Source organism: Pseudomonas migulae NBRC 103157 (assembly GCF_002091715.1).
Lineage (GTDB): Bacteria > Pseudomonadota > Gammaproteobacteria > Pseudomonadales > Pseudomonadaceae > Aquipseudomonas > Aquipseudomonas migulae_A.
Genome location: NZ_BDAG01000010.1, coordinates 57,577 through 81,981, shown reverse-complemented (window position 1 = coordinate 81,981; position 24,405 = coordinate 57,577). Strand labels below are relative to the sequence as shown.

The following is a 24,405-nucleotide window of genomic DNA, read 5'->3' as shown; positions in this document are numbered from 1 at the left end:
GGAGATTCGCAGACGCGGCATTGTAACAGCACGTTCCTACAGACGCTTAGGCTGAATTATGGAGCATAACGATCTAAAAGTTTGATCACCGCCCCCGCATAAGAACCTGTAGGAGCCGGCTTGCTGGCGATAGCGGAGGTTCAGCCTGCATATTTATCGCCTGAATGGACGCCATCGCCAGCAAACCGGCGCCTACGAACTTCGCGGTGTACCGCGGTATCTGCGCTCAGTTCCGATCGAACGGGTACGGCTGTTTCCAGCGTTCGAAGATCGGTTTCAGCCGGCCGCTTTTGACCAGCACCTCCATTCGCTGGTCAAACAGCGCCATCAACTTCCGCGCCTTGGGCGTATCGGCAAAACACAGGTACAGCGGCAGTTCTGCAATATGCGTGCGCCGGAACAGGGACGGATCCGTGGCCCGGCGGACCATGTCATCAATTTCGGTCAGCGCATCAATGTAGTAGTCGGCGCGATTGTAGGTCAGCATCGACAGAATGCCGGTGCGCCGAGCGACTTCTTTATAGCGGTTAATGCTGGGCAGGTAATTCTGGAAATCGTAGCCGCGGACCCAGGCCAGTCGATAATTGCCCAGGGTCTCCAGAGTCGGTGCCGGGTTACTCGCCAGCCCCAGGGCATAGATGTGATCGGTGTCGTAATTCCAGCGCGGATACAGCAGATCGCTGACCTCGTCGCGATAACCGCCGACACAGGCGTCCACTTCTCCCCGCTGGGCCAGCCCGATGGCACGGATATAAGGTTCGGTACGAATGTTCAATTTGACGCCGGCCGGTTCGAAAACCTCCCGCAACACGTCCCAACCCAGGCCATGGCCATCGGCGGCGGTGTAGCCTTCCCAGTCTTCGCTGGCCAGATGGATCACTGATGGCGTTGTCACTGCCTCCCCCGCCTGGGCGAGCGAAGCAAACAGGGCGAAACCCATTACAGCCAACCAGCGTCGAGCCATCCTAGTCCCCTGCTCCGCCAGGCATCAGGCGAAAATCCATACCAGCCCCTGCATCGCCAACCATGCGAACACCCCGGCCAATACGTCGTCGAGCATGATCCCGACGCCACCGTGCACATGGCGGTCAATCCAGTGAATCGGCCACGGCTTGAGAATGTCGAAGAAGCGGAACACCAAAAAACCCGCGAGCAACCAGTACCAGCCTTCCGGCACCAGCCACAGGGTGATCCACATCCCGACCATTTCGTCCCAGACGATGCCTTCGTGGTCGTGCACCCGCAAATCGTCGGCCACTTTGCCGCACAGCCAGAAGCCGAACAGCATGGTGATGCCCAGCATCAGCCAGTAGCCCCAGTCGGGCAGCATCTGCCACAACGGAATAAAGGGTAGCGCAACCAACGACCCCCAAGTGCCCGGCGCCTTTGGCAAGGTGCCCGAACCGAAGCCGAACGCCAGGAAATGCCATGGATTGCGCCAGACCGACGGCGGTACGAATTCCGCCGGAACCTGTTTGGGATGATCTGTCACGGTGTCTCCCGAAAATGTTGATAGCCCCGTTTTTGCGGGGTGATGTCTTGCCCGGCAGCATCCAGCAGCACGACGCCCTGCCCCGTCACCACACGCCCGACCACATGGATCGGCCAGCCATCGGCCACCAGTTGCGGCAATTCGACGGACGGCAAGGTAAAAGCCAGCACGTAATCGTCTCCGCCGCTCAGTGCGGAGTGTTCGGCGCCCGATTGACCGAGGAAAGCCACTAAAGCCTTGGACAGCGGCAAGCGGTCCCGTTCAACCTCAATGCCGACCCTCGACGCCAGCGCGATGTGCCCGCAGTCGGCGAGCAGGCCATCGGAGATGTCCAGTGCCGACGTCGCCTTGCCACGCAATGCCTGACCCAACGCGAGTTGCGGTTGCGGCGCCCAGTAATGTGCCAGCAACGGATCGGCGATGACGGCTTCGGCGGTTCGCTGACCAAGCACCAGCGGCAAGGCCCCGGCGGCGTTGCCCAGCTCACCGCCGACACACAACAAATCGCCGACCTGCGCACCGCTGCGGGTCAGCGCCAAACCGCTCGGCACACGCCCGAACACGGTCATGGTCAGGCTCAACGGCCCACGAGTGGTATCGCCACCCACCAGCGCCACACCGCAGCGTTGCGCCATGAGGCTCAAACCACGGGCATACGCTTGCAGCCAATCGGCAGTCGCCGAAGGCAAGGTCAGGGCAAGGGTAAAGGCAATGGGGGTGGCGCCCATGGCAGCCAGATCACTGACGGCCACGGCCAGCGAGCGCTGACCGAGCAGAAACGGGTCGCAAGGGTCTGCGAAGTGCACGCCGGCAACCAGCGTGTCGGTGGAAATCGCCAACTGTTCCCCAGAAGGAACAGCGAGCAAGGCGCAGTCATCGCCGATCCCGAGAGCAACGCCTTCGCCGCCCTGCGCACAAGGCGCGGCGGCGAAAAAATTGCGGATCAGCTCAAACTCGCCCATGGCTGAGACAAAGAGTCCAAGCGCCAATCAGCGCTTGAACGCCTTCACTTCAGCTTCACGCAGACGCGGGGCCAGCTTGTCGAGTACACCGTTGACGAACTTGTGGCCGTCGGTGGAACCGAAGACTTTCGCCAGTTCGATCCCTTCGTTGATCACAACGCGGTACGGCACGTCGACGCGCTCGAGCAGTTCCCAGGTGGACAGGCGCAATACCGCCAGTTCAACCGGGTCCAGCTCTTCGATGGTCAGGTCCAGGCAAGGCGTGAGCGCGGCATCGATCCTGTCCTTCTGCGCGGGAACCCCGTGGAGGATTTCACGGAAGTAGGCACCGTCGACATCGCTGAAATCGTTATCGACCCGGAACTGCGCTTCGATCTCGTTCAGCGACTGCCTGGCCATGTGCCACTGGTACAGCGCCTGAGTCGCAAGCTGACGGGCTTCGCGACGCTTGACGCTTTTCGATGGCTTGCCGGCATCCGCAGGCTTTGGATCGCGCGGGTTGAAACGATCGCTTTCGTCGCTAATCACTTGGCCTCCAACTGCGCCAGCAGGCTGACCATTTCCAGAGCGGACAGGGCAGCTTCGGCACCTTTGTTACCGGCCTTGGTGCCGGAACGTTCGATGGCTTGCTCGATGGAGTCAACGGTCAGCACGCCGAAAGCGACCGGAACGCCGAACTCCATGGACACTTGGGCCAGGCCCTTGGTGCATTCGCCCGCCACGTATTCAAAGTGCGGAGTACCGCCACGAATGACCGCGCCCAGAGCGATGATGGCTGCGAACTCGCCCTTCTGAGCGACTTTCTGCGCAACCAGCGGGATTTCGAAGGCGCCAGGCGCACGGATGATGGTGATGTCGCTTTCGCTCACGCCATGGCGAACCAGGGCATCAACTGCACCGCTGACCAGGCTTTCAACGACGAAGCTGTTGAAACGGCCTACTACCAGAGCGTAGCGGCCTTTAGGGGCGATGAAGGTACCTTCGATGGTCTTCAGGGTCATTCGTTAGATCTCTTAAAGAGCCGGGACGCGTCTTCTACGCGTCCCTCAGTGATATTTGAACCGCGAATACAGGGCCGGAAACAACCGGTCATTATTCGGAGGGCACGTATTCTACAACTTCCAGATCGAAACCGGATATCGCATTAAATTTCATCGGCGCACTCATCAGGCGCATTTTGCGTACGCCCAGGTCCCGGAGGATCTGCGAACCGGCACCGACAATGCTGTAGGTGGTCGGTTTTTTCACCGGTGCGTGCTCCGCTGTTTCACGGATGTGCGCCAGCAACACGTCGCCATCGAGCGGGTGACCGAGCAACAGCACCACACCGCTGCCAGCCTCGGCAACCGCGGCCATGGCGGCACGCAGGCTCCAGCGGCCAGGCTGCTTGACCATCAACAGGTCGCGCAGCGGGTCCATGTTATGCACGCGAACCAGGGTCGGTTCTTCGGCGCACACGTTGCCCAGGGTCAGGGCCATGTGCACGTCGCCTTCCACGGAATCACGATAGGTCACCAGGTTGAATTGGCCCAGTTCGCTGTCCAGCGGCTGCTCGGCAATCCGCTGAACGGTACGTTCGTGGATCATCCGGTAGTGAATCAGGTCGGCGATGGTGCCGATCTTGATGTTGTGCTCGGCGGCGAACGCTTCCAGTTCGGCGCGACGGGACATGGTGCCGTCGTCGTTCATCACTTCGCAGATCACGCCGCTCGGCTCGAAACCGGCCATGCGCGCGAGGTCGCAAGCCGCTTCAGTGTGGCCGGCGCGAGCCAGGGTGCCACCCGCTTGCGCCATCAGCGGGAAAATGTGGCCAGGGCTGACGATGTCTTCAGCCTTGGCGTCTTTCGCGGCAGCGGCCTGCACGGTGCGCGCACGGTCGGCGGCGGAGATGCCGGTGGTCACGCCGGTGGCGGCTTCGATGGAGACGGTGAACTTGGTGCCGAAACCGGAACCGTTGCGCGGAGCCATCAGCGGCAGCTTCAGCAGTTCGCAGCGTTCGCGGCTCATCGGCATGCAGATCAGGCCACGGGCGTGCTTGGCCATGAAGTTGATGTGTTCAGGCTGGCAGCACTCGGCGGCCATGATCAGGTCGCCTTCGTTCTCGCGGTCTTCGTCATCCATGAGGATGACCATCTTGCCTTGGCGGATGTCTTCAACCAGTTCTTCGATGCTATTGAGCGCCACAAGGCACCCCCTTGGGTCAGGATTTTAGGTAGCCGTTGGCGGCCAGAAAGCTTTCGGTAATGTTACTGGAGGCTGGCTCTGCAGCCTTGTCGCCCAGCAACAGGCGCTCCAGATAACGTGCCAGCAAGTCCACTTCCAGATTCACCCGGCGACCTGGCTGGTACGACGCCATGATGGTTTCGCTCAGGGTGTGCGGAATGATCGTCAGCAGGAACTCGGCGCCATCGACCGCGTTCACGGTCAGGCTGGTGCCGTCGACGGTGATCGAGCCTTTGTGGGCGATGTACTTGGCCAACTCTTTCGGTGCACGGATGCGGAACTCCACGGCGCGTGCGTTCTCGGTGCGGGCAACGACCTCGCCCACGCCATCAACGTGACCGCTGACCAGGTGCCCGCCGAGGCGAGTGGTCGGGGTCAGGGCTTTTTCCAGATTGACCGGGCTGCCGCTTTTCAGGTCGTTCATGGCGGTGCAGTCGAGGGTTTCGCGGCTGACGTCCGCCGCAAAGCCGTTGCCTGGCAATTCAACGGCTGTCAGGCACACGCCGTTGACCGCGATGCTGTCGCCCAGTTTGACGTCGCTCAGATCGAGCTTGCCGGTTTCTACATGGACCCGCACATCTCCGCCTTTTGGGGTCAATGCACGAATACTGCCGATGGATTCGATGATGCCGGTAAACATGAAGTCCTCCTCGAGAACAGGGCCGTCGCGTGGCGCAGGCCGGAATTATACGCTCGCCGCTGGCGCAGGAATGGCAATGACTCGCCAGTCATCGCCAACCGCGCGGATTTCGGTGATTTTGAGCTCGGGCGCGTCTTTCATCTGCGCCAGCGGCCAGTCCAGCAATGGGCGGGCGGAAGAACCGAGGAACTTGCCGGCGATGAAAATCTGGAACTCATCCACCAAGCCTTGCTGGGCGAAAGCCCCGGCCAGACGCGGGCCTGCTTCGACCAGCACCTCGTTGACCCCGCGATTGGCCAGTTCGACCAGCAACTTGCGCAGGTCAACCAAACCATCGTCGCCCGCCACAATCAGGCATTCCGGACCGTTGGCGTATTGCTCTTCGATTGCCATGCAGGTGGCGACCAATGCCGGGCCGGCCTTGAAGAACGGCGCGTCCAGCGGCACTCGCAGACGGCCGTCGATCAGCACGCGCAGCGGCGGTCGGCTCATGGCCAAAGCGGTTTGCTCGGCGTCCAGTCCCAACTCGTCAGCGCGCACGGTCAAGCGGGCATTGTCCGCCAGCACCGTGTCGGCGCCGGTCAGCACCACACTGGCCTGGGCGCGCAGGCGCTGCACCGCAGAACGTGCGGCCGGGCCGGTGATCCATTGGCTCTCGCCGCTTTCCATCGCCGTACGACCGTCGAGACTCATGGCCAACTTGACCCGCACGAACGGCAAGCCATGCTCCATGCGCTTGAGGAAGCCTTGATTGAGCTTGCGCGCCTCGCCTTCCAGCACGCCGCTTTCGATAGCGATGCCGGCCTGGGCCAGACGCTGCATGCCGCGACCGGCCACCGACGGGTTCGGGTCCTGCATCGCCGCGACCACGCGGGCGACGCCGGCATTCACCAGTGCATCGGCGCAGGGCGGCGTGCGGCCGTGGTGGCTGCACGGTTCGAGGGTCACGTAAGCGGTGGCGCCACGGGCCTTGTCGCCGGCGGCACGCAGGGCGTGGACTTCGGCGTGGGGTTCGCCGGTACGCTCGTGCCAGCCTTCGCCGACAATCTGCCCGTCCTTCACGATCACACAGCCAACACGCGGGTTGGGGTGTGTCGTGTAATGGCCTTTGCGCGCCAGTTCCAGGGCGCGGGCCATGTAATGGGCGTCGAGGATGGCTTGTTCTGGGGAGGTGGTCATTCTTTCACCGGCTCACGGGCCAGGCGATCGATCTCTTCTCGGAACTCGTTGAGGTCCTGGAAGCGCCGATACACGGAGGCGAAACGAATGTAGGCGACTTCGTCGAGCTTTTGCAGCTCGGCCATCACCAGTTCACCGACCACGAGGGACTTGACCTCGCGCTCGCCGGTGGCGCGCAGTTTGTGTTTGATGTGCACCAGCGACGATTCGAGGCGCTCGACACTCACCGGGCGCTTCTCCAGCGCACGCTGCATGCCGGCGCGCAGTTTTTCTTCGTCGAACGGCTGGCGGCTGCCGTCGGTTTTGATCAGGCGCGGCAACACCAGTTCAGCGGTTTCGAACGTCGTGAAACGCTCGCCGCAGGCCAGGCATTCGCGCCGGCGGCGCACCTGTTCGCCCTCGGCGACCAGACGCGAGTCGATGACCTTGGTGTCGTTGGCACCGCAGAAGGGACAGTGCATGGTGGCAGGCAACAAAAAAAGGGAGGGCCATGGTAGCGCATCCCGGTGGCAAGACAAGCCATAGGGTTTGCGGTATACAGACGGGCTATATAGAACGATCCATGGATTTCACCTTGCTGGAGCCGCTAATGTCACTCAGACCGCTCGTATTGCTCAGCCTTTTCAGCCTGTTGGTGGCCTGTAGCAGCGATGCACCCAAGCCCCAGCCGCCGACGCCAGGGCCTGCCCCTCAGGCGGCGCAGAAAAAAGCCAAAGAGTCCGCCAACCTCGGCCCGCTGCCCGCCTATCAGCGTGAATTGAGCGGCACCCTGCAAGGCGTGCCGGCCGGCGCCGAAGTCGAACTGGCGCTGCTGGTGATCGACGAAAAGGACCGCCCGCAGCAACTGCTCGCCAGTTCGAGCCTGATCGGCACCAATCAGGTGTTGCCGTTTCATTTGCGTTTCAACCCGGAATCCTTCCCGGTCGGTGCCCGCGTTGAACTGCGGGGCCGCGCCAGCCAGTCCGGCCAGCTGATTTTGCACCTGCCGTCGCAAACCATCACGCAGCCAACCACGCAGGCCCTGGGCCAGCTGCAATTCGTCAAAGCGCCATGATTGCACCGCTCGACCTGCAACAGGCGTTAAGTGAACTGCTGGGTGATGCGCAGCTTGTCCCTGTCGCATTGCCCGATACCGAGCTGAAACTCTGGCTGATCGACGGCGACAACATGGATCGCGCCTTCAGCCCGGAAGAAACCCGACGGATCCTGCATGAGCCGCCGTACTGGAGTTTCTGCTGGGCCAGCGGGCTCGCAGTGGCCCGTTATCTCGCCGAATGTCCCGAGTGGGTCAAAGGCAAACGCGTGCTGGATTTCGGCGCAGGTTCCGGGGTCGCGGGGATTGCCGCCGTGAAGGCCGGGGCGCTGGAAGTGGTGGCCTGCGACCTGGACCCTCTGGCGATTGCCGCGTGTCGGGCGAATGCCGAACTCAATGAAGTGGAACTCAGCTACTCGACGGACTTTTTCGCCGAGGCGGACCGGTTTGATCTGATTCTGGTGGCCGACGTGTTGTATGACCGGGCGAACCTGCCGCTGCTCGATGAGTTTTTGAGCCGTGGCCGGGAGGCGCTGGTGGCGGATTCGCGGGTGAGGGATTTTCGTCATCCGCTGTATCGGCACATCGAAATGCTGGAAGCGATGACGTTGCCGGATCTGTGTGAGCCGGAAGAGTTTCGGCATGTGAGCCTGTACCACGCGCGACGCGGCTAAAAGCTTTCGCGAGCAAGCCCGCTCCCACGCTTGTTTTGTATCGTTCATAAAAGCCCGGTTCACCGCAGATCCGATGTGGGAGCGGGCTTGCTCGCGAAAGCGTCCTGTCAGACAACCCATCACCAACAGCCACTCCGCTTCCGGCCACCCCCCACCAAGCCGTATAGTTGCCCCATTCACGCTTTTACGAGATCTCCCATGAGTCAGGAAACGCCGTACATCTTCGACGCCACGACCGCTGATTTCGACCAGTCGGTGATCGAGAACTCTTTCCACAAACCGGTGCTGGTGGATTTCTGGGCCGAATGGTGTGCGCCCTGCAAAGTGCTGATGCCGATGCTGCAGACCATTGCCGAGAGCTATCAGGGTGAGTTGCTGTTGGCCAAGGTCAACTGCGACCTCGAACAGGACATCGTTGCCCGCTTCGGCATTCGCAGCCTGCCGACCGTGGTGTTGTTCAAGGATGGCCAGCCGGTGGATGGCTTTGCCGGTGCGCAGCCGGAATCCGCCGTCCGTGCGATGCTTGAGCCTCACGTACAGATGCCGCCACCGGCGGCGGCTGATCCGTTCGAACAGGCTCAGGCGCTGTTCGACGAGAGTCGTTTCGCCGACGCCGAAGCCATTCTCAAAGTGCTGCTGGGTGAAGACAACACCAACGCCAAGGCGCTGATTCTCTATGCCCGTTGCCTGACGGAGCGCGGCGAGCTGGGTGAAGCGCAGACCGTGCTCGACGCGGTGAAAAGCGATGAACACAAGGCTGCGCTGGCCGGCGCAAAAGCGCAGATCCAGTTTCTCGGCCAGGCCAAGGACCTGCCGGATGCCGCGGACCTGAAGGCGCGTCTGGCGAAGAATCCGCAGGACGATGAAGCGGTGTATCAATTGGCGATCCAGCAACTGGCCCGTCAGCAGTACGATGCCGCGCTGGATGCGTTGCTCAAGCTGTTCATCCGCAATCGCAGCTACAGCGAGGGCTTGCCGCACAAGACCTTGCTGCAGGTGTTCGAACTGCTGGGCAATGATCACCCGCTGGTGACCACGTATCGCCGCAAGTTGTTTGCTGCGCTGTATTGATCTGTAGGAGCCGGCTTGCTGGCGATGGCCGAGACGCGGTTGATCAGTGACACCGCGGCGCGGCCATCGCCAGCAAGCCGGCTCCTACAGGATCGGGACCCTCCTCGGGCTTACGATTCGATCCAGCTGTAGAGCGGCGTATCCCCGCCGCTCGACACTTTCACCTCGGCGCTATGGCGCAAGCGCACCAACAAGCGCTTGCCCGACGCCGCGCTGCCGGTCAGTCCTTCCAGTTGATCCAGCAAATCCGGCCCGCTCAACTGCCCGGCCTTGCGCAACAAATCCTTTGCGATCTGCCACTGCGCATCGTCCTGATTCACCGGTTTGGCCGGCACCGCACTGGCTTCGGGCTTGACCACCTGCAACTGCGCGCCGAGCCGTGCCCAGTCACCGTCGTCCATCTCCAGGGTCAAATCCACCGGCCAGTCGCCGACAGTTCCGCGTATCCGCAACATAAGCCTGCTCCTGCACATTTCTGACCCACATGCTCCCATGGGACTTGTGCAACGCCAAGCGGGCGGTCAAACTCTCCGCACTTACGTTATAAGATTACATAACAATCTCTTCACTTTACTTACGGAGACCCACCATGCGTCGTCTGCTGCTCGCTTTGCCGTTTGCCCTGTTGCCGCTGGCTGTCGCCCACGCCGCTGATGAACATGACCATGAGCACGGCAGCCTTGGCGCCCACGAACATGGCGTCGGTCGCCTGAACGCGGCATTGGATGGCCAGACTCTGGAGCTGGAACTGGAAAGCCCGGCGATGAACCTGGTGGGTTTCGAACACGCGGCCACCACCGATGCCGACAAGGCCAAAGTCGCCGCCGTCCGTGCGCAGCTGGAAAAACCGCTGGCCCTGTTCAACCTGCCGAAAGCCGCAGGGTGTGTGGTGGCGACCCAGGAACTGGAAAGCCCGCTGTTTGGTGACAAGCCAGACGCCGATGATGATCACGACGCCGATGCCAAAGACGAACATCACCACGATCACAGCGAAATCCACGCGCACTATCAATTCACCTGCGCGGCCCCGGGTGCGTTGAAAACCCTGGACCTGGCGAACATTTTCAACACCTTCCCGGCGACCCAGAAAATTCAGGTACAACTGATCAGCCCGAGCGGGCAGCAAGGAGTAGAAGTGACGGCCAAGGCTGCCGCCCTCAAACTCTGAATCCACCATGATCCTGTAGGAGCCGGCTTGCTGGCGATGAACGATAACGCGGTTTCATTCATGGACCGCGACGCATGTATCGCCAGCAAGCCGGCTCCGACAGGTCATCAGCACTCATGAAATCGGCGCCATGACCCAAGCACTCATCGAACTGTCCGACCTGGGCTTCAGCTGGCCCGGTCACCCGCCACTGCTGGACATTCCGGCCTTCCGCCTGGAACCCGGTGAAACCCTGTTCCTCAAAGGCCCGAGCGGCAGCGGCAAGACCACCCTGCTCGGCCTGCTCGGTGGCGTGCAAAAACCCGATCGCGGCAGCATTCGCCTGCTCGGCCAGGAACTGACCGAGCTCGGCGCCGGCGCGCGTGACCGCTTCCGGGTCGATCACACCGGCTACATCTTCCAGCAGTTCAACCTGCTGCCGTTTCTCTCAGTGCGCGAGAACGTTGAATTGCCCTGCCACTTCTCCAAGCTGCGCGCTCAAAGGGCGATCCAGCGCCACGGCAGCGTCGATCAAGCGGCCGCCACCCTCCTCGCCCACTTGGGGCTGAAGGATGAAAGCATCCTCAGCCGCCGCGCCGATTCGCTGTCCATCGGTCAGCAACAACGCGTCGCCGCCGCCCGTGCCTTGATCGGTCAGCCGGAACTGGTGATCGCCGACGAACCGACTTCCGCGCTGGATTACGACGCTCGCGAAAACTTCATTCGCCTGCTGTTCGCCGAATGCCGTGAAGCCGGGTCGAGCCTGTTGTTTGTCAGCCACGACCAAAGCCTCGCGCCGCTCTTCGATCGCCACCTGTCGCTGGCCGATCTCAATCGCGCCGCCACCCCGTCCGAGGTCTGAGATGTATTTGTTTCGTCTAGCCATGGCCAGCCTGGCTAACCGCCGCTTCACCGCGATCCTCACTGCGTTCGCCATCGCCCTGTCGGTCTGCCTGCTGTTGGCCGTGGAACGGGTGCGCACCGAAGCCAAGGCCAGTTTCGCCAGCACCATCAGCGGCACCGATTTGATCGTCGGCGCCCGCTCCGGCTCGGTGAACCTGTTGCTGTACTCGGTGTTCCGCATCGGCAACGCCACCAACAACATCCGCTGGGACAGCTTCGAACACTTCGCCAATAACCCGAAAGTGAAGTGGGCGATCCCGATGTCCCTCGGCGATTCCCATCGCGGTTATCGGGTGATGGGCACCACCGAGGCGTACTTCGAGCATTACCAGTACGGCCATCAACAACACCTGGAAGTGGCCGAAGGCCGCGCCTTCGCCACCGACCCGTTCGAAGTGGTGCTCGGCGCAGAAGTGGCCGATGCGCTGCACTACAAGCTCGGCGACAAACTGGTGCTGGCCCACGGTGTGGCGGTGATCAGCCTGGTCAAACACGACGACAAACCGTTCACCGTGGTCGGCATTCTGAAACGCACCGGCACCCCGGTGGACCGCACGCTGCATATCAGCCTCGGCGGCATGGAAGCGATTCACATCGACTGGCACAACGGTGTGCCCGCCCAGGGCCAAGGCCGGATCAGTGCCGATCAGGCGCGCAACATGGACTTGACGCCGCAAGCGATCACCGCGTTCATGCTCGGCCTCAACAGCAAGATTTCGACCTTTGCGCTGCAGCGCGAAATCAACGAATTTCGCGGTGAACCGATGCTGGCGATCCTGCCGGGCGTGGCGCTGCAAGAGTTGTGGAGTTTGATGAGCACGGCGGAAAAAGCCTTGTTCGTGGTCTCGCTGTTCGTGGTGCTGACCGGGCTGATCGGCATGCTCACGGCGATTCTCACCAGCCTGAATGAACGTCGGCGCGAGATGGCGATTCTGCGTTCGGTGGGTGCCCGGCCGTGGCACATCGCAACGTTGCTGGTGCTGGAGGCGTTCGCCCTGGCGCTGTCGGGCGTGATCGTCGGCGTAGCCCTGCTTTACGTGTGCATCGCCGCCGCACAGGGTTATGTGCAAGCCAATTACGGCTTGTATCTGCCGCTGGCGTGGCCAAGTGAATATGAATGGACGCTGCTCGGTGGCATCCTGATCGCCGCCCTGCTGATGGGCAGCGTGCCGGCCTGGCGCGCGTATCGCCAATCCCTGGCCGATGGCCTGTCGGTCCGACTATGAGGACGTTAACGATGCCCCGCGCTCTGCTTGCGCTGTTGATGCTGGTTGCCCTGCCGTTGTGGGCGGCCGAGCCGAAAGAGCTGACCTGGTCGGAAATGATTCCGCCGGACGCCATGCCGGAAGTGCCGAACATGACGCCCCTGCATGACCTGTCGCAGATGGGCAATGCGTTGTCCGCCGAGTCGGCGCCCGCCGCCAAACAGGACATGCCCAATGCGCCGGTGGTGAAGAGCCTCGACGGTCAGAACATTCGCCTGCCGGGCTACATCGTGCCGCTGGAAGTGAGTGAAGAAGGCCGTACCACGGAGTTTCTGCTGGTGCCGTATTTCGGCGCCTGCATCCATGTGCCGCCACCACCGTCGAACCAGATCGTGCATGTGAAAAGCGAAGTCGGCGTGAAGCTCGATGAGCTGTATCAGCCGTACTGGATCGAGGGGCCGTTGCAGGTCAAGGCGTCGACCAGTGAGTTGGCGGATGCGGGGTATCAGATGGAGGCGGACAAGATTTATGTGTATGAATTACCGGAGTGAATCCGGTGGTCATGGGGTGTTTTATAAATAGCCTTCGCGAGCAAGCCCGCGCCCACAGGATTTAGGTGATCCCTGTGGGAGCGGGCTTGCTCGCGAAGGGGCCAGCAAAGGTTCCGCAAAAATCGGGGCCATCACCGTTTCATTGAGCTGAATCAAAAGACCGTACCAGACGGCTCCGTACCATTGGACATCGAACATTTTCAACGTCCTTTGGAGCCCACATGCACAAGTCTTTGCTCAGCGCTTCGCTGTTTGCCCTCGCGCTCGCAGCCCCGCTCGCCTACGCCCACGAGGCGGGCGACATCATCGTTCGCGCCGGCGCGATCACCGTCAACCCGAAAGCCGACAGCTCCAGCGTCAAGGTCGATCAAGGCCCGTTGGCCGGCGCCGATCTGGGTGGCAAGGCCACTATGAGCAGCGACACTCAACTGGGTCTGAACTTCGCCTACATGCTCGACAGCCACTGGGGTATCGAGCTGCTCGCCGCCTCGCCGTTCGAGCATGACGTGAAAATCAAAGGCACTGCCCTGGGCTCGGCCAACGGCAAACTCGGCACCCTGAAACACCTGCCGCCGACCCTGAGCGTCGTGTACTACCCACTGGACGCGAAGTCCGCATTCCAGCCGTACGTGGGCGCCGGTATCAACTACACCTGGATCTACGACGAACACGTCGGCAGCGAAGCCCAGGCCAACGGCTTCAGCAACTTCAAGGCGAAAAGCTCCTGGGGCATGGCGTTCCAGGTCGGTGCTGATTACATGATTACCGACAACATCATGCTCAACGGCCAGGTGCGCTATATCGACATCGATACCCAGGCGACCGTGGAAAACAACGCCGTTGCCCCTGGCACTCGGGCCAAGGTCAATGTGGATGTCGATCCGTTCATCTACATGGTGGGTCTGGGTTACAAGTTCTAAGCCGCCTTCGCGAGCAAGCCCGCTCCCACATTAGACCGCGTTCATCTGAACGACCCGGTCACCTGTGGGAGCGGGCTTGTTCGCGCCTACAGAAGTCCCAACAACCGTGCCAGGCCGACACTCATCGGTGTCTGCGTCGGGCAAGTAAAACGCTCCAGCAACCGCTGGTTGTTCGCCCGCGAATGGCGGATATCACCGGAACGCGCCGGGCCGTAGTTCACCGACGGCAGCTCGCCGACGACCACTTTCAGCGCTTCCAGCATTTGCTTGAGCGTGGTTGCCTGGTTCCAGCCGACATTGACCGCGCCGCTTTCAACCTGCGGTTTCTCGATGGCTTGCACCAGCACGTGGACCAGGTCCTCGACGTACACGAAATCCCGCGTCTGCTCACCGTCGCCGAACACCGTGATCGGCAGGCCCTTCTGCGCCCGCTCACTGAAAATGCTGATGACCCCGGAGTACGGCGAGGACGGATCCTGGCGTGGGCCGAAGATGTTGAAGAAGCGGAAAATCACCGGTTCCAGCCCATGCTGGCGACGGTAGAAATCGAAGTAATGCTCACTGGCCAACTTGTCCGACGCGTAGGGTGTCAACGGTGCCTTGGGCGTGTCTTCGTTGATCGATTCGCCTTCACCATTATTGCCATAGACCGCTGCGCTGGACGCAAACAGCACACGCTTGACGCCGGTCTGGCGCATGGCTTCGCAGACATTCAACGAGCCGATGAAGTTGCTCTGGTGCGTCTTCACCGGATCGTCAACCGAGGCCTGCACCGAAGCCACTGCCGCCAGGTGCGCGACTGCACTGCAACCGGCCATCGCCTTGGCGACCAGCGCCGCATCGGCGACGTCGCCGACCATCAGCTCGACCCCAGGGTTATCCAGCGGCAGGTTGCTGCGCTTGCCGGTGGACAGGTCATCGAGAATCCGCACCGTATGGCCCTTGGCGAGCAAGGCGTCGGTCAGGTGCGAGCCAATGAAACCGGCGCCGCCGGTGATTAAAACGGGGCCGTCAGCCATGGCGATAGAACCTGTCCAGTAAACCCGGGAGTGCAGCACGCCAGGCGCGGGGCTTGATCCCGAAGGTGTGGAGGATTTTCTTGCAGGCCAGCACCGCATGTTGCGGTTCTTCGGCAGCGTCCGGGCGCGCGGCGTGAGCCTGGGCGGTCGGCGCTTCGATGGCCAGCGGATGCAGCGCGCGGGCTTCGGTGAGAATGGCCTGCCCCAGCGCCAACGGCGTGGTCGCTTCGTGCCCGGCGTAATGGTAGGTGCCCCACAGCGGCGCCGCGCAATCGAGTTGCTTGAGCACGGAAATGATCACCCGAGCGGCGTCGTCCACCGGCGTCGGGTTGCCACGGCGATCATCGGCCATCAGCAGCTCGTCAGGTTGTTCTGCGCGGGACAGGAAACGTCCGAGGGTGCCTTCGGGGCTGTCATCGAGCAGCCAGCCGAACCGCAGCAGCACATGCTGCGGGCAGGTCGCGCGCACGCTTTGCTCGATCCGCCACAAGGCCTGACCACGCAGGCCCAGCGGCACCGGCTCGTCTTTTTCGCTGTAAGCGGTCGCCCGGGAGCCATCGAACACGCGATAGCTCGAGGGTTGCAGCAGAACGATGTTGTGGTGCTGGCACAGTTCGGCCAGACGCTCGATGGCGCGCTCCTGCCCGGCCAGACGCAGCTCGCTGACCGTCTCCGCCTGAAACCAGTCGAAGTAGTAGGCGAGGTTGATCAACGCATCCGGCCGAGTGTCGTCGAGCAGTTGCGTCAGGCTCGCGGCATCCCAGCCGTCTTGCGGTGGGCGGGGGGCGAGGAAGCCGATGTCTTCTTCCGCACCGAGGCGAATCAGCGCCTGCCCAAGGGCATTTCCGCCGCCCAGTAACATAAGGCGCATTCGCATAGAGTCAGCAGGCCCAGTCTGATTGGAACAATGGCTTTATCGACACCGCTCGCGGGCGATGCCGTTGATAGATGCCGGAATCGTTGCATTTTGCGGGTTTAGTGCGCAACCGTCATCCGTAAAGTGTAGTTCCCCGGGATTTGTGGTGCTGCTTCCGGCCTCATCGCGGGCAAGCCCGCTCCCACAGGTTTATCGGATGGCCACAGAATATTGGCTCAACACATAACCCTGTGGGAGCGGGCTTGCCCGCGATAGGGCCCTGAAGTACAGCGCAGATCCCAAGCGGTACTTGCATCTTCAGCTCCCCATCCGCATTAATTACCCCATGAATCTGCCCATCTCCACGGACACGGCCCTGGCAGGCTTCCACCCCGCCGTCAGTGCCTGGTTCAGCAACACCTTCCCGACGGCCACCACCGCCCAGGCCCGGGCGTGGCCGCTGATCCGCCAGCACCGTTCGACCCTGATCGCTGCGCCCACCGGCTCAGGCAAGACCCTCACGGCATTTCTCGCGGTCATCGACGATCTGGTCCATCGCGGACTGGAAAATGAAGGCGGGCTGCCCAACGAAACCCTGGTGGTGTACGTCTCACCGCTCAAAGCCCTGTCCAACGACATCCAGATCAACTTGCAAAACCCGCTGGCTGGCATCACCGAGCAATTGCGCGTCATGGGCCTGCCCGAATTGCAGATCAACACCGCCGTGCGCACCGGTGATACGCCGCAGAAAGAGCGCTCGGCCATGCGCCGAACGGCGCCGCACATATTGGTCACCACCCCGGAATCCCTTTACGTGCTGCTCGGTTCCGACTCCGGCCGGCAGATGCTCGGCACCACGCGCACGGTCATCGTCGACGAAATCCACGCCATCGCCGCCAGCAAACGCGGCAGTCATCTGGCCCTGAGCCTGGAACGCTTGCAGGCGTTGTGCGCAGCACCGTTGATGCGCATCGGCCTGTCTGCCACACAAAAACCGATCGAAGCCGTCTCACGCTTTTTGGTCGGTCGTGACCGTGACTGCGAGATCATCGACATCGGCCACGCCCGCCCACGGGATCTGGGCATCGAAGTACCGCCGGTGCCGTTGTCCGCCGTCATGGCCAATGATGTCTGGGAACGGGTCTACGACCGTCTCGCCGTCCTCGCCCGCGAACACCGCACCACGCTGATTTTCGTCAACACCCGACGCTTGGCCGAACGCCTGAGCCGGCATTTGAGCGAACGTCTCGGCAAGGAAGCGGTTGCCGCCCACCATGGCAGCCTGGCCAAGGAGTTTCGCCTCGACGCCGAACAGCGGCTCAAGCGCGGCGACCTGCAAGTGTTGATCGCCACGGCGTCGCTGGAATTGGGGATCGACATCGGCGACGTCGATCTGGTCTGCCAGATATCTTCGCCGCGCTCCATTGCCGGATTTCTGCAACGGGTCGGCCGTTCCGGACACCAGGTCGGCGGCACGCCAAAGGGACGCTTGTTCGCCATCACCCGCGATGACCTGATCGAATGCACCGCCCTGCTCGACTGCGTGCGTCGGGGCGAACTCGATACCTTGCAGATTCCTCAGGCGCCGCTGGACGTGCTGGCCCAACAGATCATCGCCGAGGTCAGTTGCCAGGAATGGCAGGAGCAAGCGCTACTGGAGGTTTTCCGTAAAGCCTCGCCCTACGCCGGACTCGACGAAACGCATTATCAGGCACTGCTGCAGATGCTCGCCGAAGGCTACAACAGTCGCCAGGGCATCCGCAGCGCCTACCTGCACCGCGACGCCGTGACGCGCACGCTGCGTGGTCGCCGCGGCAGCAAACTGACCGCCGTGACCAGCGGCGGCACCATTCCGGACAACGCCGACTACAGCGTGCTGCTGGAACCGCAAGGGCTGAACATCGGCAGCGTCAACGAAGACTTCGCCGTGGAAAGCATCGCCGGCGATATCTTTCAGTTGGGCAATACGTCGTACCGAATCCTGCGGGTCGACACGGGCAAGGTCCGGGTCGAGGACGCTCACGGGCAGCCGCCGACCATTCCATTCTGGCTGGGTGAAGCGCCGGGGCGCAGCGCGGAATTGTCCTTCGCCGTGGCACGTCTGCAAGCACAACTCGATGAACTGCTCGGCGCCACGCCCGGCAACTTGCAGCCCGCCCTCGACTGGCTGACCGATACCCTCGGCCTGAACCTCGCCAGCGCCGAACAACTGGTGGATTACCTCGCCCGCGCGCGCCTGACACTGGGGGCCCTGCCGTCGCAGGACACGCTGCTGATGGAGCGTTTTTTCGACGAGTCCGGCGGCACGCAACTGATCATCCACACGCCGTTCGGCAGCCGCATCAACCGTGCGTGGGGCCTGGCCTTGCGCAAGCGATTCTGCCGCACCTTCAATTTCGAATTGCAGGCCGCTGCCAGCGAAGACGCGATTGTCCTTTCGCTGTCCACCAGCCACAGTTTCGAGCTCGATGAGGTCTGGCGCTACCTGCACAGCAACAGCGCCGAGCACCTGCTGATCCAGGCAGTACTCGATGCGCCGCTGTTCGGCGTGCGCTGGCGCTGGAACGCCGGGGTCGCGCTCGCGTTGCCGCGTTACACCGGCGGGCGCAAAGTCGCGCCGCAGATTCAGCGGATGAAAAGCGAAGACCTGATCGCCAGCGTGTTCCCCGACCAGATCGCCTGCGTGGAAAACCTCGCCGGCGAGCGCGAGATTCCCGAGCATCCACTGGTGGAACAGACCCTCGACGATTGCCTGCACGAAGCCATGGACTGCGAAGGCTGGCTGGCCTTGTTGCGGCGCATGGAAAGCGGTGACGTTCGCCTGATCAGCCGCGATCTGCCGGCGCCATCGCCGCTGGCCGCAGAAATTCTCAGCGCCCGGCCTTACACCTTTCTTGATGACGCGCCGCTGGAAGAGCGCCGCACCCAGGCTGTGCTCAACCGGCGCTGGACCGATCCGCAATCCACCGACGACCTCGGCGCACTGGATGCCGAGGCGATTCAAGCGGTGCGCGATGAGGCCTGGCCGACGCCGACCGGCCTTGATGAAATGCATGAGGCCCTGATGAGTCTGGCGTGCATCAGCGAAGCCGAGGCGCAGGCCAATCCGCAGTGGCCCGATTGGCTGAACGCACTTGCCGAGAGCGGTCGCGCCAGTCGTTTGCAGGTCGATGCCAAGCGATCCCTGTGGCTGGCGCTTGAACGACTGACGTGTCTGCGGGCGATTTATCCACAGGCAAAATTAGTCCCGTCGCTGGAGGCGCTTCCGGGGTTCGATGAGGCGTGGGAGCCGGACGAGGCGGTGCTGGAAGTCATCCGCGCGCGGCTCAGCGCGTTTGGCCCGTTGCCGCTGAACGCGATTGCCGAACCGCTGGGATTACCGTCGATACACATCACCCAGGCGCTGGCGCAACTTGAACGCGAAGGTTATGTGTTGCGCGGGCGATTTACCCCTGGCGCCGATCAGGAAGAATGGTCCGAACGGCACCTGCTGGCACGGATCCATCGCTACACGGTCAAGCGCTTGCGGCGGGAAATCGAACCGGTGGCGCTGCAGGATTTCATGCGTTTTCTGTTCGACTGGCAGCATCTTTCTGCGGCGACCCAGGGCCAGGGCAACGCCGTGTTGCCAGCGATTGTCGGTCAATTCGAAGGCTACCCTGCCGCTGCTTCCGCCTGGGACAGCGACATTCTGCCAGCGCGGATCAAAGATTATTCGACAAGCTGGCTGGATGACCTGTGCCGCAGCGGCAAACTGGTCTGGACGCGCCTGACTGCGCGCAGCAAAAGCGCCAGCACCGCGTTGCGCAGCACGCCCATCGTGCTGCTGCCGCGCAGTCAGGTTGGGTTGTGGAGCAGTCTGACTGAGCAGACATCGGTCAGTGAACTGTCGCCGAAAACGCAAAAGGTCTACGAAGCCCTCAGTCAGCACGGCGCACTGTTTTTCGATGAGCTGATTCACGAGGCTCACCTGCTGCGCTCGGAGCTGGAAATCGCCTTGCAGGAACTGGTCGGCGCCGGGCTGGTGAACGCGGACAGCTTTGCCGGTTTGCGGGCGCTGATCACGCCGGCGAGTAAACGCCAGGCCCGCAGCAGCCGACGCGGACGCGGGGCGTTTATCGGCGGCATGGACGATGCCGGGCGCTGGGCCTTGCTTCGACGCGGACCACCCGCGCCGGTGGTGGATAACAAACGTCCGGCACCCACACCGAACGAAACGCTGGAACACATCGCGATGACCTTGCTGCGCCGCTACGGCGTGGTGTTCTGGCGCCTGCTGGAGCGCGAAGCGGACTGGTTGCCGAGCTGGCGCGAATTGCTGCGCACATTCCATCGGCTGGAGGCCCGCGGCGAGATTCGCGGCGGGCGGTTCGTCAGTGGTCTGGCCGGTGAGCAGTTTGCCTTGCCCGAGGCGATTCCGTTGCTGCGGGAAGTGCGGCGCCGGGCGCATGACGGGAGTCTGATCGCGGTGTGCGGGGTTGATCCGCTGAACCTGGCGGGCACGCTGTTACCCGGCGCGAAAGTACCGGCGTTGGCGAGTAATCGGCTGGTGTATCGCGATGGTCTTCCGGCGGCTGCCGAGATCGCGGGCAAGCAGGTTTATTGGGTAGAGCTGGATCAGCAAATGACTGCTGAATTGCACAACAAACTGACCCGGCATTGAGGTTGTCTGGACGGGCCTCATCGCGGGCAAGCCCGCTCCCACAATGATCTCTGTTGTTAATAAGATCTGAATTCACCGAAAAACCTGTGGGAGCGGGCTTGCCCGCGATGAGGCCAGTAGTAACAACGCAAACTATTGAGTGCGCGGCTGATCTGGCAGCATCACCGGCGAATTTTCGGCCACCGGCCCATCATCTGCCAGCGCATGTTTCGGCATCAAAACCTGCTGTGGGTAAGTCTGCGCGAAATGCACCCACGGGCTGTTATCCACAAGCTTTTTCAAGCGCTGGTTAAATGCCCGGCTCACCGCATACTGCCCACCCGACACCGTACGGAACTGCGCCGTCAGCACCACGCCGTTGAGGTCCATTTTGTCGACACCAAACACATCCAGCGGCCCTTGCAGGTTGTACTTGAGAAACGCGTCCTCACGGATCGACTCCCCCGCCTCGCGGATCAGCTCGATGGCCTTGTCCACGTCGGTGTCGTAGGTGAACTGCACCGAGAAAAACGCATAGGCGAATTGCCGCGACTGGTTTGTCACAGCTTTGATCTGCCCGAACGGCACCGAGTGCACAAACCCTTTGCCGTCGCGCAGACGCAAGGTGCGGATGGTCAGGCCTTCGACGGTGCCGGCATGCCCGGAATCGAGCACCACCCAATCACCAATCGACAGCGTGTCTTCAATGATGATGAACAGGCCGGTGATCACGTCCTGCACCAATTGCTGCGAGCCGAAACCGATGGCCAGGCCGACCACCCCGGCACCCGCCAACAGCGGTGCGACGTTGATCCCGAGGTTGGCCATGGTAGTGATTGCGCAGATCACCACGAGGATGATTTTGATCGCGTTGCGCAGCAGCGGCAGAATGGTTTTTACCCGCGTACTGGGCTGTGTCGTGCGTTTATTGATCGGCGGCTTCAGTGCCTCCTGAATCGCCGTATCGAGCACCACCCACAGCAACCAGGTCACCAGGAAGATCAGGCCCATGCTGCTCAGCGATTCACTGATCGCCCGGCCCACCGAGTTGCGCTCGGCGAACTCGAACAGTGACACGCCCCAGATCCGCCCGAGGATTTCGATGAACGCCACGGCCATGACAATCCGCAACAGCGCATGCAGCAAGCTGAGAAAGCGCTCCTTGTAGGCACTGCTGCGCTGGATCGCCTGGGCTTTTCCGGACTTGAACAGGTGCTGGAAAATCGTGCTGAGGAACACCGTGGCGATCAGCAGAATGGTGGTGAACAACGCACAGCGCAGGGCTTTCTGATTGTCCTCGCCGACGCCGATCAGGTTGATCGCCGAGACCATCACCATCAGCAGAATCGGCCAGTACCAGAGCCCTGAAAAAATCCGCAGGGATTCCTGCAATGAAGGCTGTTTCAAGCGCTGCGCCAGCGCCCGGTTGCGGATCAGATGCGCCACCGGACGCCTCAGGCGGATCACCAGTAATCCAAAGATGATTGAAGCAAACAGGCCGGTAAACACGGCGATGCTGCTGGTGATGTTGCCACCCAGTTGCCGGGCGATCTGCGGGCTGGTCAAGGCGTCACTGAGCGCCGCAAGGAAGCCGATCAGAAACAGCGGTTTGGGGCAGTAATCACGAATGATCTGCACCGCCCGGCGCTTGTGCCCGGTGTTGAACATGACGATCACGCACAAGAACATCGAGGTGGAGAAAATGCCGCTGCTGGTGGCGTAGGCAAAACACAAGGCCAGCGCGCGGCCCACCGAGTTCGGCAGAAAATGGCTGACGTATAACGTCAGCGGCAGGCAGATCAACGCGGGAATCGTGTACGGCAGCAGGTAGCCGAGCAGGTCCTGGCTGCGCTGCCGTTTTCGGAAAAAACGCCCTTCACTCAAGCGTTTGTCCAGCAGTGCACCGAGCACTGTGAGCAAGGCGAACACACCGAGCCAGACGCCGGACAACAACAGGAAATCGCCGACCACGCTCATCGGTGATCGAGACGAAGGCTGATTCACCAGTTTGTCGACTTCATCCGCCGCCCGATCCGCCCGTATGCGCCAGGCGTCGACCAGGTTTTCGTTGAGGTCGAGCTTGTCCTGTACGTCGTCGATGCTGGAACTGATCGCCCCGAGCAAACCGCCCTGGACCAGCGGTTCAGGTTTTGCCGGCTCTTCGGCTGCGGCGGGAAGTCCCGGCACAGTGGCGGCTTCCAGTTCGTTGCTGCCCAGAAACAGCAACGCTCCCAGCAATATTGCGGTCTTGAACTTGAGCAAAACGGGGGAGCTCCTTGAAAAGGGTCTGTAAGGAACTGATTGGCAAATGCCCGGCAAGTTCGGTTTTCACCCCGATTTCCTCTGACACTCAACCTTGTAGGAGCCGGCTTGCTGGCGATGAGTCCCTCAAGAACGGCGGTGCATTGGTGGCCACCTTCGCCAGCAAGCCGGCTCCTACAAAGGACTGCGTGTTCGCTCGGAGGCGATATTTGCGCCTAAGGCAAATATCAAATGCCCACCCCTCTATTTTTCCGCACAACCCAAACCCGGACACTGCGCTCCATCAATCAATCCACCGGAGTTGCAGCCATGCCCATTGCCTTGCTCGCGCTGACCCTCAGCGCCTTTGCCATCGGGACGACCGAGTTCGTCATCGTTGGCCTGTTACCCACCATAGGCGCCGACCTCGGCGTCAGCCTGCCGTCCGCCGGCCTGCTGGTCAGCCTCTACGCCCTGGGCGTTGCCATCGGCGCCCCGGTGCTGACCGCCCTCACCGGCAAGGTCCCGCGCAAACTGCTGTTGTTGTCGCTGATGGTGCTGTTCACCCTCGGCAACCTGCTGGCCTGGAAAGCGCCGAGTTACGAATCGCTGATCATTGCGCGAATCGTCACTGGCCTGGCCCACGGGGTGTTTTTCTCGATCGGCTCGACCATCGCCACCAGCCTGGTGCCGAAGGAAAAAGCCGCCAGCGCGATTGCGATCATGTTCACCGGCCTGACGGTCGCGCTGGTCACCGGCGTGCCGCTGGGGACGTTCATCGGTCAGCATTTCGGCTGGCGTGAAACCTTCCTCGCCGTCTCTGCACTGGGTGTGATCGCCTTCGTCGGCAGCCTGCTCTACGTGCCGAAGAACATCGCCCACAGCAAACCGGCTTCGCTATTGCAGCAATTGCAGGTGCTCAAGCAACCGCGTCTGCTGCTGGTGTATGCGATGACAGCGGTCGGTTACGGCGGCTCGTTCATTGCGTTTACGTTCCTGGCGCCGATTCTTCAGGACATCTCCGGTTTCAGCGCCAGCACTGTCAGCCTGGTGTTGCTGGTCTATGGCATCTCGGTGGCGGTCGGCAACATCTGGGGCGGTAAACTGGCCGACAAACGCGGTCCGATCAGCGCCCTGAAAATCATCTTCGCCCTGCTCGCCGCCGTGTTGTTCGTGCTGACCTTCACCGCCGGTAACCCATGGTTGGCGCTGGCCACCGTGCTGGTCTGGGGCGCGGTTGCTTTCGGCAACGTGCCGGGCTTGCAGGTGTATGTGGTGCGTCAGGCCGAACATCACACGCCGCAGGCGGTGGACGTGGCGTCGGGGCTGAACATCGCTGCGTTCAACCTCGGCATTGCCGGTGGCGCGTGGGGCGGTGGTTTGATCGTCGCTCACATGGGCCTGATCCACACCGCGTGGATTGGTGGTCTGGTGGTGCTGGTGGCGCTGGCGCTGACCGCGTGGAGCGGTCGTCTTGATCGTCTGGGCCCGGTGTACGCCGAGCCGGCTGAAGGCTCGACCCGCGTCGTCGCCGGCCACTGAGTCCCCCTGCAGGAGCCGGCTTGCTGGCGATAGCGGTGTGTCAGTCACATAGATGTTGAATGTGCCATCGCTATCGCCAGCAAGCCGGCTCCTGCAGGTCTGTGT

Annotated in this window: 23 protein-coding genes; 10 read left to right on the top strand and 13 right to left on the bottom strand. The window is 62.0% G+C overall.

What is annotated here, in order from left to right; translation table 11 throughout:
- Positions 1-226: 226 nt before the first annotated feature.
- From PMI01S_RS10255 to nrdR, 9 genes are all read right to left on the bottom strand, one after another.
- Entirely contained in the window at positions 227-964 is a 738-nt protein-coding gene (locus PMI01S_RS10255) for a substrate-binding periplasmic protein (protein ID WP_084319675.1), read from the bottom strand.
- A gap of 24 nt (positions 965-988) precedes the next feature.
- Positions 989-1,492, bottom strand: a complete 504-nt coding sequence (locus PMI01S_RS10250; RefSeq protein ID WP_008033735.1) for a phosphatidylglycerophosphatase A family protein — start codon at positions 1,490-1,492, stop codon at positions 989-991.
- The gene (thiL, locus tag PMI01S_RS10245; RefSeq protein ID WP_084319674.1) at positions 1,489-2,454 is read right to left on the bottom strand and encodes a thiamine-phosphate kinase; all 966 of its coding nucleotides are present in this window, start codon (positions 2,452-2,454) and stop codon (positions 1,489-1,491) included. Before thiL ends, PMI01S_RS10250 begins: the two co-directional genes overlap by 4 nt.
- 27 nt (positions 2,455-2,481) lie before the next feature.
- Complete coding sequence (gene nusB / locus PMI01S_RS10240; RefSeq protein ID WP_008042952.1) at positions 2,482-2,982, bottom strand: transcription antitermination factor NusB; 501 nt, start codon at positions 2,980-2,982, stop codon at positions 2,482-2,484.
- The gene (gene ribH, locus PMI01S_RS10235) at positions 2,979-3,455 is read right to left on the bottom strand and encodes a 6,7-dimethyl-8-ribityllumazine synthase (protein WP_003228649.1); all 477 of its coding nucleotides are present in this window, start codon (positions 3,453-3,455) and stop codon (positions 2,979-2,981) included. The genes nusB and ribH overlap by 4 nt, the downstream gene beginning before the upstream one ends.
- 91 nt (positions 3,456-3,546) lie before the next feature.
- Positions 3,547-4,638 carry a bifunctional 3,4-dihydroxy-2-butanone-4-phosphate synthase/GTP cyclohydrolase II gene (gene ribBA, locus PMI01S_RS10230; protein WP_017341037.1) on the bottom strand — a complete coding sequence of 364 codons (1,092 nt, stop codon included), beginning with the start codon at positions 4,636-4,638 and terminating at the stop codon, positions 3,547-3,549.
- Positions 4,639-4,654: 16 nt separating this feature from the next.
- Positions 4,655-5,317: a riboflavin synthase gene (locus tag PMI01S_RS10225; protein WP_084319673.1), complete on the bottom strand. Its 663-nt coding sequence runs from the start codon at positions 5,315-5,317 to the stop codon at positions 4,655-4,657.
- A 45-nt stretch (positions 5,318-5,362) separates the two neighbouring features.
- Entirely contained in the window at positions 5,363-6,496 is a 1,134-nt protein-coding gene (gene ribD / locus PMI01S_RS10220; protein WP_084319672.1) for a bifunctional diaminohydroxyphosphoribosylaminopyrimidine deaminase/5-amino-6-(5-phosphoribosylamino)uracil reductase RibD, read from the bottom strand.
- Positions 6,493-6,957, bottom strand: a complete 465-nt coding sequence (gene nrdR / locus PMI01S_RS10215; protein ID WP_003228656.1) for a transcriptional regulator NrdR — start codon at positions 6,955-6,957, stop codon at positions 6,493-6,495. The genes ribD and nrdR overlap by 4 nt, the downstream gene beginning before the upstream one ends.
- A 128-nt stretch (positions 6,958-7,085) precedes the next feature.
- Here nrdR and PMI01S_RS10210 point away from each other — a divergent pair, with 128 nt between their 5' ends.
- The 3 genes from PMI01S_RS10210 to trxA all read left to right on the top strand — a co-directional run bounded on the left by PMI01S_RS10210 (position 7,086) and on the right by trxA (position 9,274).
- Positions 7,086-7,550: a YbaY family lipoprotein gene (locus PMI01S_RS10210; RefSeq protein WP_084319736.1), complete on the top strand. Its 465-nt coding sequence runs from the start codon at positions 7,086-7,088 to the stop codon at positions 7,548-7,550.
- Positions 7,547-8,203: a class I SAM-dependent methyltransferase gene (locus PMI01S_RS10205; protein ID WP_084319671.1), complete on the top strand. Its 657-nt coding sequence runs from the start codon at positions 7,547-7,549 to the stop codon at positions 8,201-8,203. Before PMI01S_RS10210 ends, PMI01S_RS10205 begins: the two co-directional genes overlap by 4 nt.
- 198 nt (positions 8,204-8,401) lie before the next feature.
- The gene (gene trxA, locus PMI01S_RS10200; RefSeq protein ID WP_084319670.1) at positions 8,402-9,274 is read left to right on the top strand and encodes a thioredoxin; all 873 of its coding nucleotides are present in this window, start codon (positions 8,402-8,404) and stop codon (positions 9,272-9,274) included.
- Positions 9,275-9,384: 110 nt separating this feature from the next.
- Here the strand turns inward: trxA and PMI01S_RS10195 are convergent, their stop codons facing one another.
- On the bottom strand, positions 9,385-9,729 hold the full coding sequence (locus tag PMI01S_RS10195) for a hypothetical protein (protein ID WP_084319669.1): 345 nt from the start codon (positions 9,727-9,729) through the stop codon (positions 9,385-9,387).
- 134 nt (positions 9,730-9,863) lie between these two features.
- Here PMI01S_RS10195 and PMI01S_RS10190 point away from each other — a divergent pair, with 134 nt between their 5' ends.
- The 5 genes from PMI01S_RS10190 to PMI01S_RS10170 all read left to right on the top strand — a co-directional run bounded on the left by PMI01S_RS10190 (position 9,864) and on the right by PMI01S_RS10170 (position 14,000).
- Positions 9,864-10,442: a DUF2796 domain-containing protein gene (locus PMI01S_RS10190; RefSeq protein WP_084319668.1), complete on the top strand. Its 579-nt coding sequence runs from the start codon at positions 9,864-9,866 to the stop codon at positions 10,440-10,442.
- A gap of 130 nt (positions 10,443-10,572) precedes the next feature.
- Positions 10,573-11,283: an ABC transporter ATP-binding protein gene (locus PMI01S_RS10185; protein WP_084319667.1), complete on the top strand. Its 711-nt coding sequence runs from the start codon at positions 10,573-10,575 to the stop codon at positions 11,281-11,283.
- Position 11,284: 1 nt separating this feature from the next.
- Positions 11,285-12,550, top strand: a complete 1,266-nt coding sequence (locus PMI01S_RS10180) for an ABC transporter permease (protein WP_084319666.1) — start codon at positions 11,285-11,287, stop codon at positions 12,548-12,550.
- 11 nt (positions 12,551-12,561) lie between these two features.
- Complete coding sequence (locus PMI01S_RS10175) at positions 12,562-13,080, top strand: DUF3299 domain-containing protein (protein WP_084319665.1); 519 nt, start codon at positions 12,562-12,564, stop codon at positions 13,078-13,080.
- A 221-nt stretch (positions 13,081-13,301) separates the two neighbouring features.
- Entirely contained in the window at positions 13,302-14,000 is a 699-nt protein-coding gene (locus PMI01S_RS10170; RefSeq protein WP_084319664.1) for an OmpW/AlkL family protein, read from the top strand.
- 86 nt (positions 14,001-14,086) lie between these two features.
- Here the strand turns inward: PMI01S_RS10170 and pgnE are convergent, their stop codons facing one another.
- Both pgnE and PMI01S_RS10160 read right to left on the bottom strand, forming a co-directional pair.
- The gene (gene pgnE, locus PMI01S_RS10165) at positions 14,087-15,019 is read right to left on the bottom strand and encodes a UDP-N-acetylglucosamine epimerase PgnE (protein ID WP_084319663.1); all 933 of its coding nucleotides are present in this window, start codon (positions 15,017-15,019) and stop codon (positions 14,087-14,089) included.
- Positions 15,012-15,896, bottom strand: a complete 885-nt coding sequence (locus PMI01S_RS10160; protein WP_084319662.1) for a sugar nucleotide-binding protein — start codon at positions 15,894-15,896, stop codon at positions 15,012-15,014. Before PMI01S_RS10160 ends, pgnE begins: the two co-directional genes overlap by 8 nt.
- 325 nt (positions 15,897-16,221) lie before the next feature.
- Here PMI01S_RS10160 and PMI01S_RS10155 point away from each other — a divergent pair, with 325 nt between their 5' ends.
- Positions 16,222-20,538 carry a DEAD/DEAH box helicase gene (locus tag PMI01S_RS10155; protein ID WP_084319661.1) on the top strand — a complete coding sequence of 1,439 codons (4,317 nt, stop codon included), beginning with the start codon at positions 16,222-16,224 and terminating at the stop codon, positions 20,536-20,538.
- Positions 20,539-20,670: 132 nt separating this feature from the next.
- Here the strand turns inward: PMI01S_RS10155 and PMI01S_RS10150 are convergent, their stop codons facing one another.
- A complete protein-coding gene (locus PMI01S_RS10150) occupies positions 20,671-22,779 on the bottom strand; it encodes a mechanosensitive ion channel family protein (RefSeq protein ID WP_084319660.1) in 2,109 nt (702 codons plus the stop codon).
- A gap of 309 nt (positions 22,780-23,088) precedes the next feature.
- On the opposite strand from PMI01S_RS10150, the gene PMI01S_RS10145 reads away from it, so the two are divergent.
- The gene (locus PMI01S_RS10145) at positions 23,089-24,300 is read left to right on the top strand and encodes an MFS transporter (RefSeq protein WP_084319659.1); all 1,212 of its coding nucleotides are present in this window, start codon (positions 23,089-23,091) and stop codon (positions 24,298-24,300) included.
- Positions 24,301-24,405: the final 105 nt, after the last annotated feature.

Excerpts from the sequence above, each read along its gene's own strand:
- PMI01S_RS10255 (WP_084319675.1), bottom strand. The coding sequence starts at position 964 with ATGGCTCGACGCTGGTTGGCTGTAATGGGTTTCGCCCTGTTTGCTTCG.
- thiL (WP_084319674.1), bottom strand. The coding sequence starts at position 2,454 with ATGGGCGAGTTTGAGCTGATCCGCAATTTTTTCGCCGCCGCGCCTTGT.
- ribH (WP_003228649.1), bottom strand. The coding sequence starts at position 3,455 with ATGACCCTGAAGACCATCGAAGGTACCTTCATCGCCCCTAAAGGCCGC.
- PMI01S_RS10225 (WP_084319673.1), bottom strand. The coding sequence starts at position 5,317 with ATGTTTACCGGCATCATCGAATCCATCGGCAGTATTCGTGCATTGACC.
- ribD (WP_084319672.1), bottom strand. The coding sequence starts at position 6,496 with ATGACCACCTCCCCAGAACAAGCCATCCTCGACGCCCATTACATGGCC.
- nrdR (WP_003228656.1), bottom strand. The coding sequence starts at position 6,957 with ATGCACTGTCCCTTCTGCGGTGCCAACGACACCAAGGTCATCGACTCG.
- PMI01S_RS10210 (WP_084319736.1), top strand. The coding sequence starts at position 7,086 with ATGTCACTCAGACCGCTCGTATTGCTCAGCCTTTTCAGCCTGTTGGTG.
- PMI01S_RS10205 (WP_084319671.1), top strand. The coding sequence starts at position 7,547 with ATGATTGCACCGCTCGACCTGCAACAGGCGTTAAGTGAACTGCTGGGT.
- trxA (WP_084319670.1), top strand. The coding sequence starts at position 8,402 with ATGAGTCAGGAAACGCCGTACATCTTCGACGCCACGACCGCTGATTTC.
- PMI01S_RS10195 (WP_084319669.1), bottom strand. The coding sequence starts at position 9,729 with ATGTTGCGGATACGCGGAACTGTCGGCGACTGGCCGGTGGATTTGACC.
- PMI01S_RS10190 (WP_084319668.1), top strand. The coding sequence starts at position 9,864 with ATGCGTCGTCTGCTGCTCGCTTTGCCGTTTGCCCTGTTGCCGCTGGCT.
- PMI01S_RS10185 (WP_084319667.1), top strand. The coding sequence starts at position 10,573 with ATGACCCAAGCACTCATCGAACTGTCCGACCTGGGCTTCAGCTGGCCC.
- PMI01S_RS10180 (WP_084319666.1), top strand. The coding sequence starts at position 11,285 with ATGTATTTGTTTCGTCTAGCCATGGCCAGCCTGGCTAACCGCCGCTTC.
- PMI01S_RS10175 (WP_084319665.1), top strand. The coding sequence starts at position 12,562 with ATGCCCCGCGCTCTGCTTGCGCTGTTGATGCTGGTTGCCCTGCCGTTG.
- PMI01S_RS10170 (WP_084319664.1), top strand. The coding sequence starts at position 13,302 with ATGCACAAGTCTTTGCTCAGCGCTTCGCTGTTTGCCCTCGCGCTCGCA.
- pgnE (WP_084319663.1), bottom strand. The coding sequence starts at position 15,019 with ATGGCTGACGGCCCCGTTTTAATCACCGGCGGCGCCGGTTTCATTGGC.
- PMI01S_RS10160 (WP_084319662.1), bottom strand. The coding sequence starts at position 15,896 with ATGCGAATGCGCCTTATGTTACTGGGCGGCGGAAATGCCCTTGGGCAG.
- PMI01S_RS10155 (WP_084319661.1), top strand. The coding sequence starts at position 16,222 with ATGAATCTGCCCATCTCCACGGACACGGCCCTGGCAGGCTTCCACCCC.
- PMI01S_RS10145 (WP_084319659.1), top strand. The coding sequence starts at position 23,089 with ATGCCCATTGCCTTGCTCGCGCTGACCCTCAGCGCCTTTGCCATCGGG.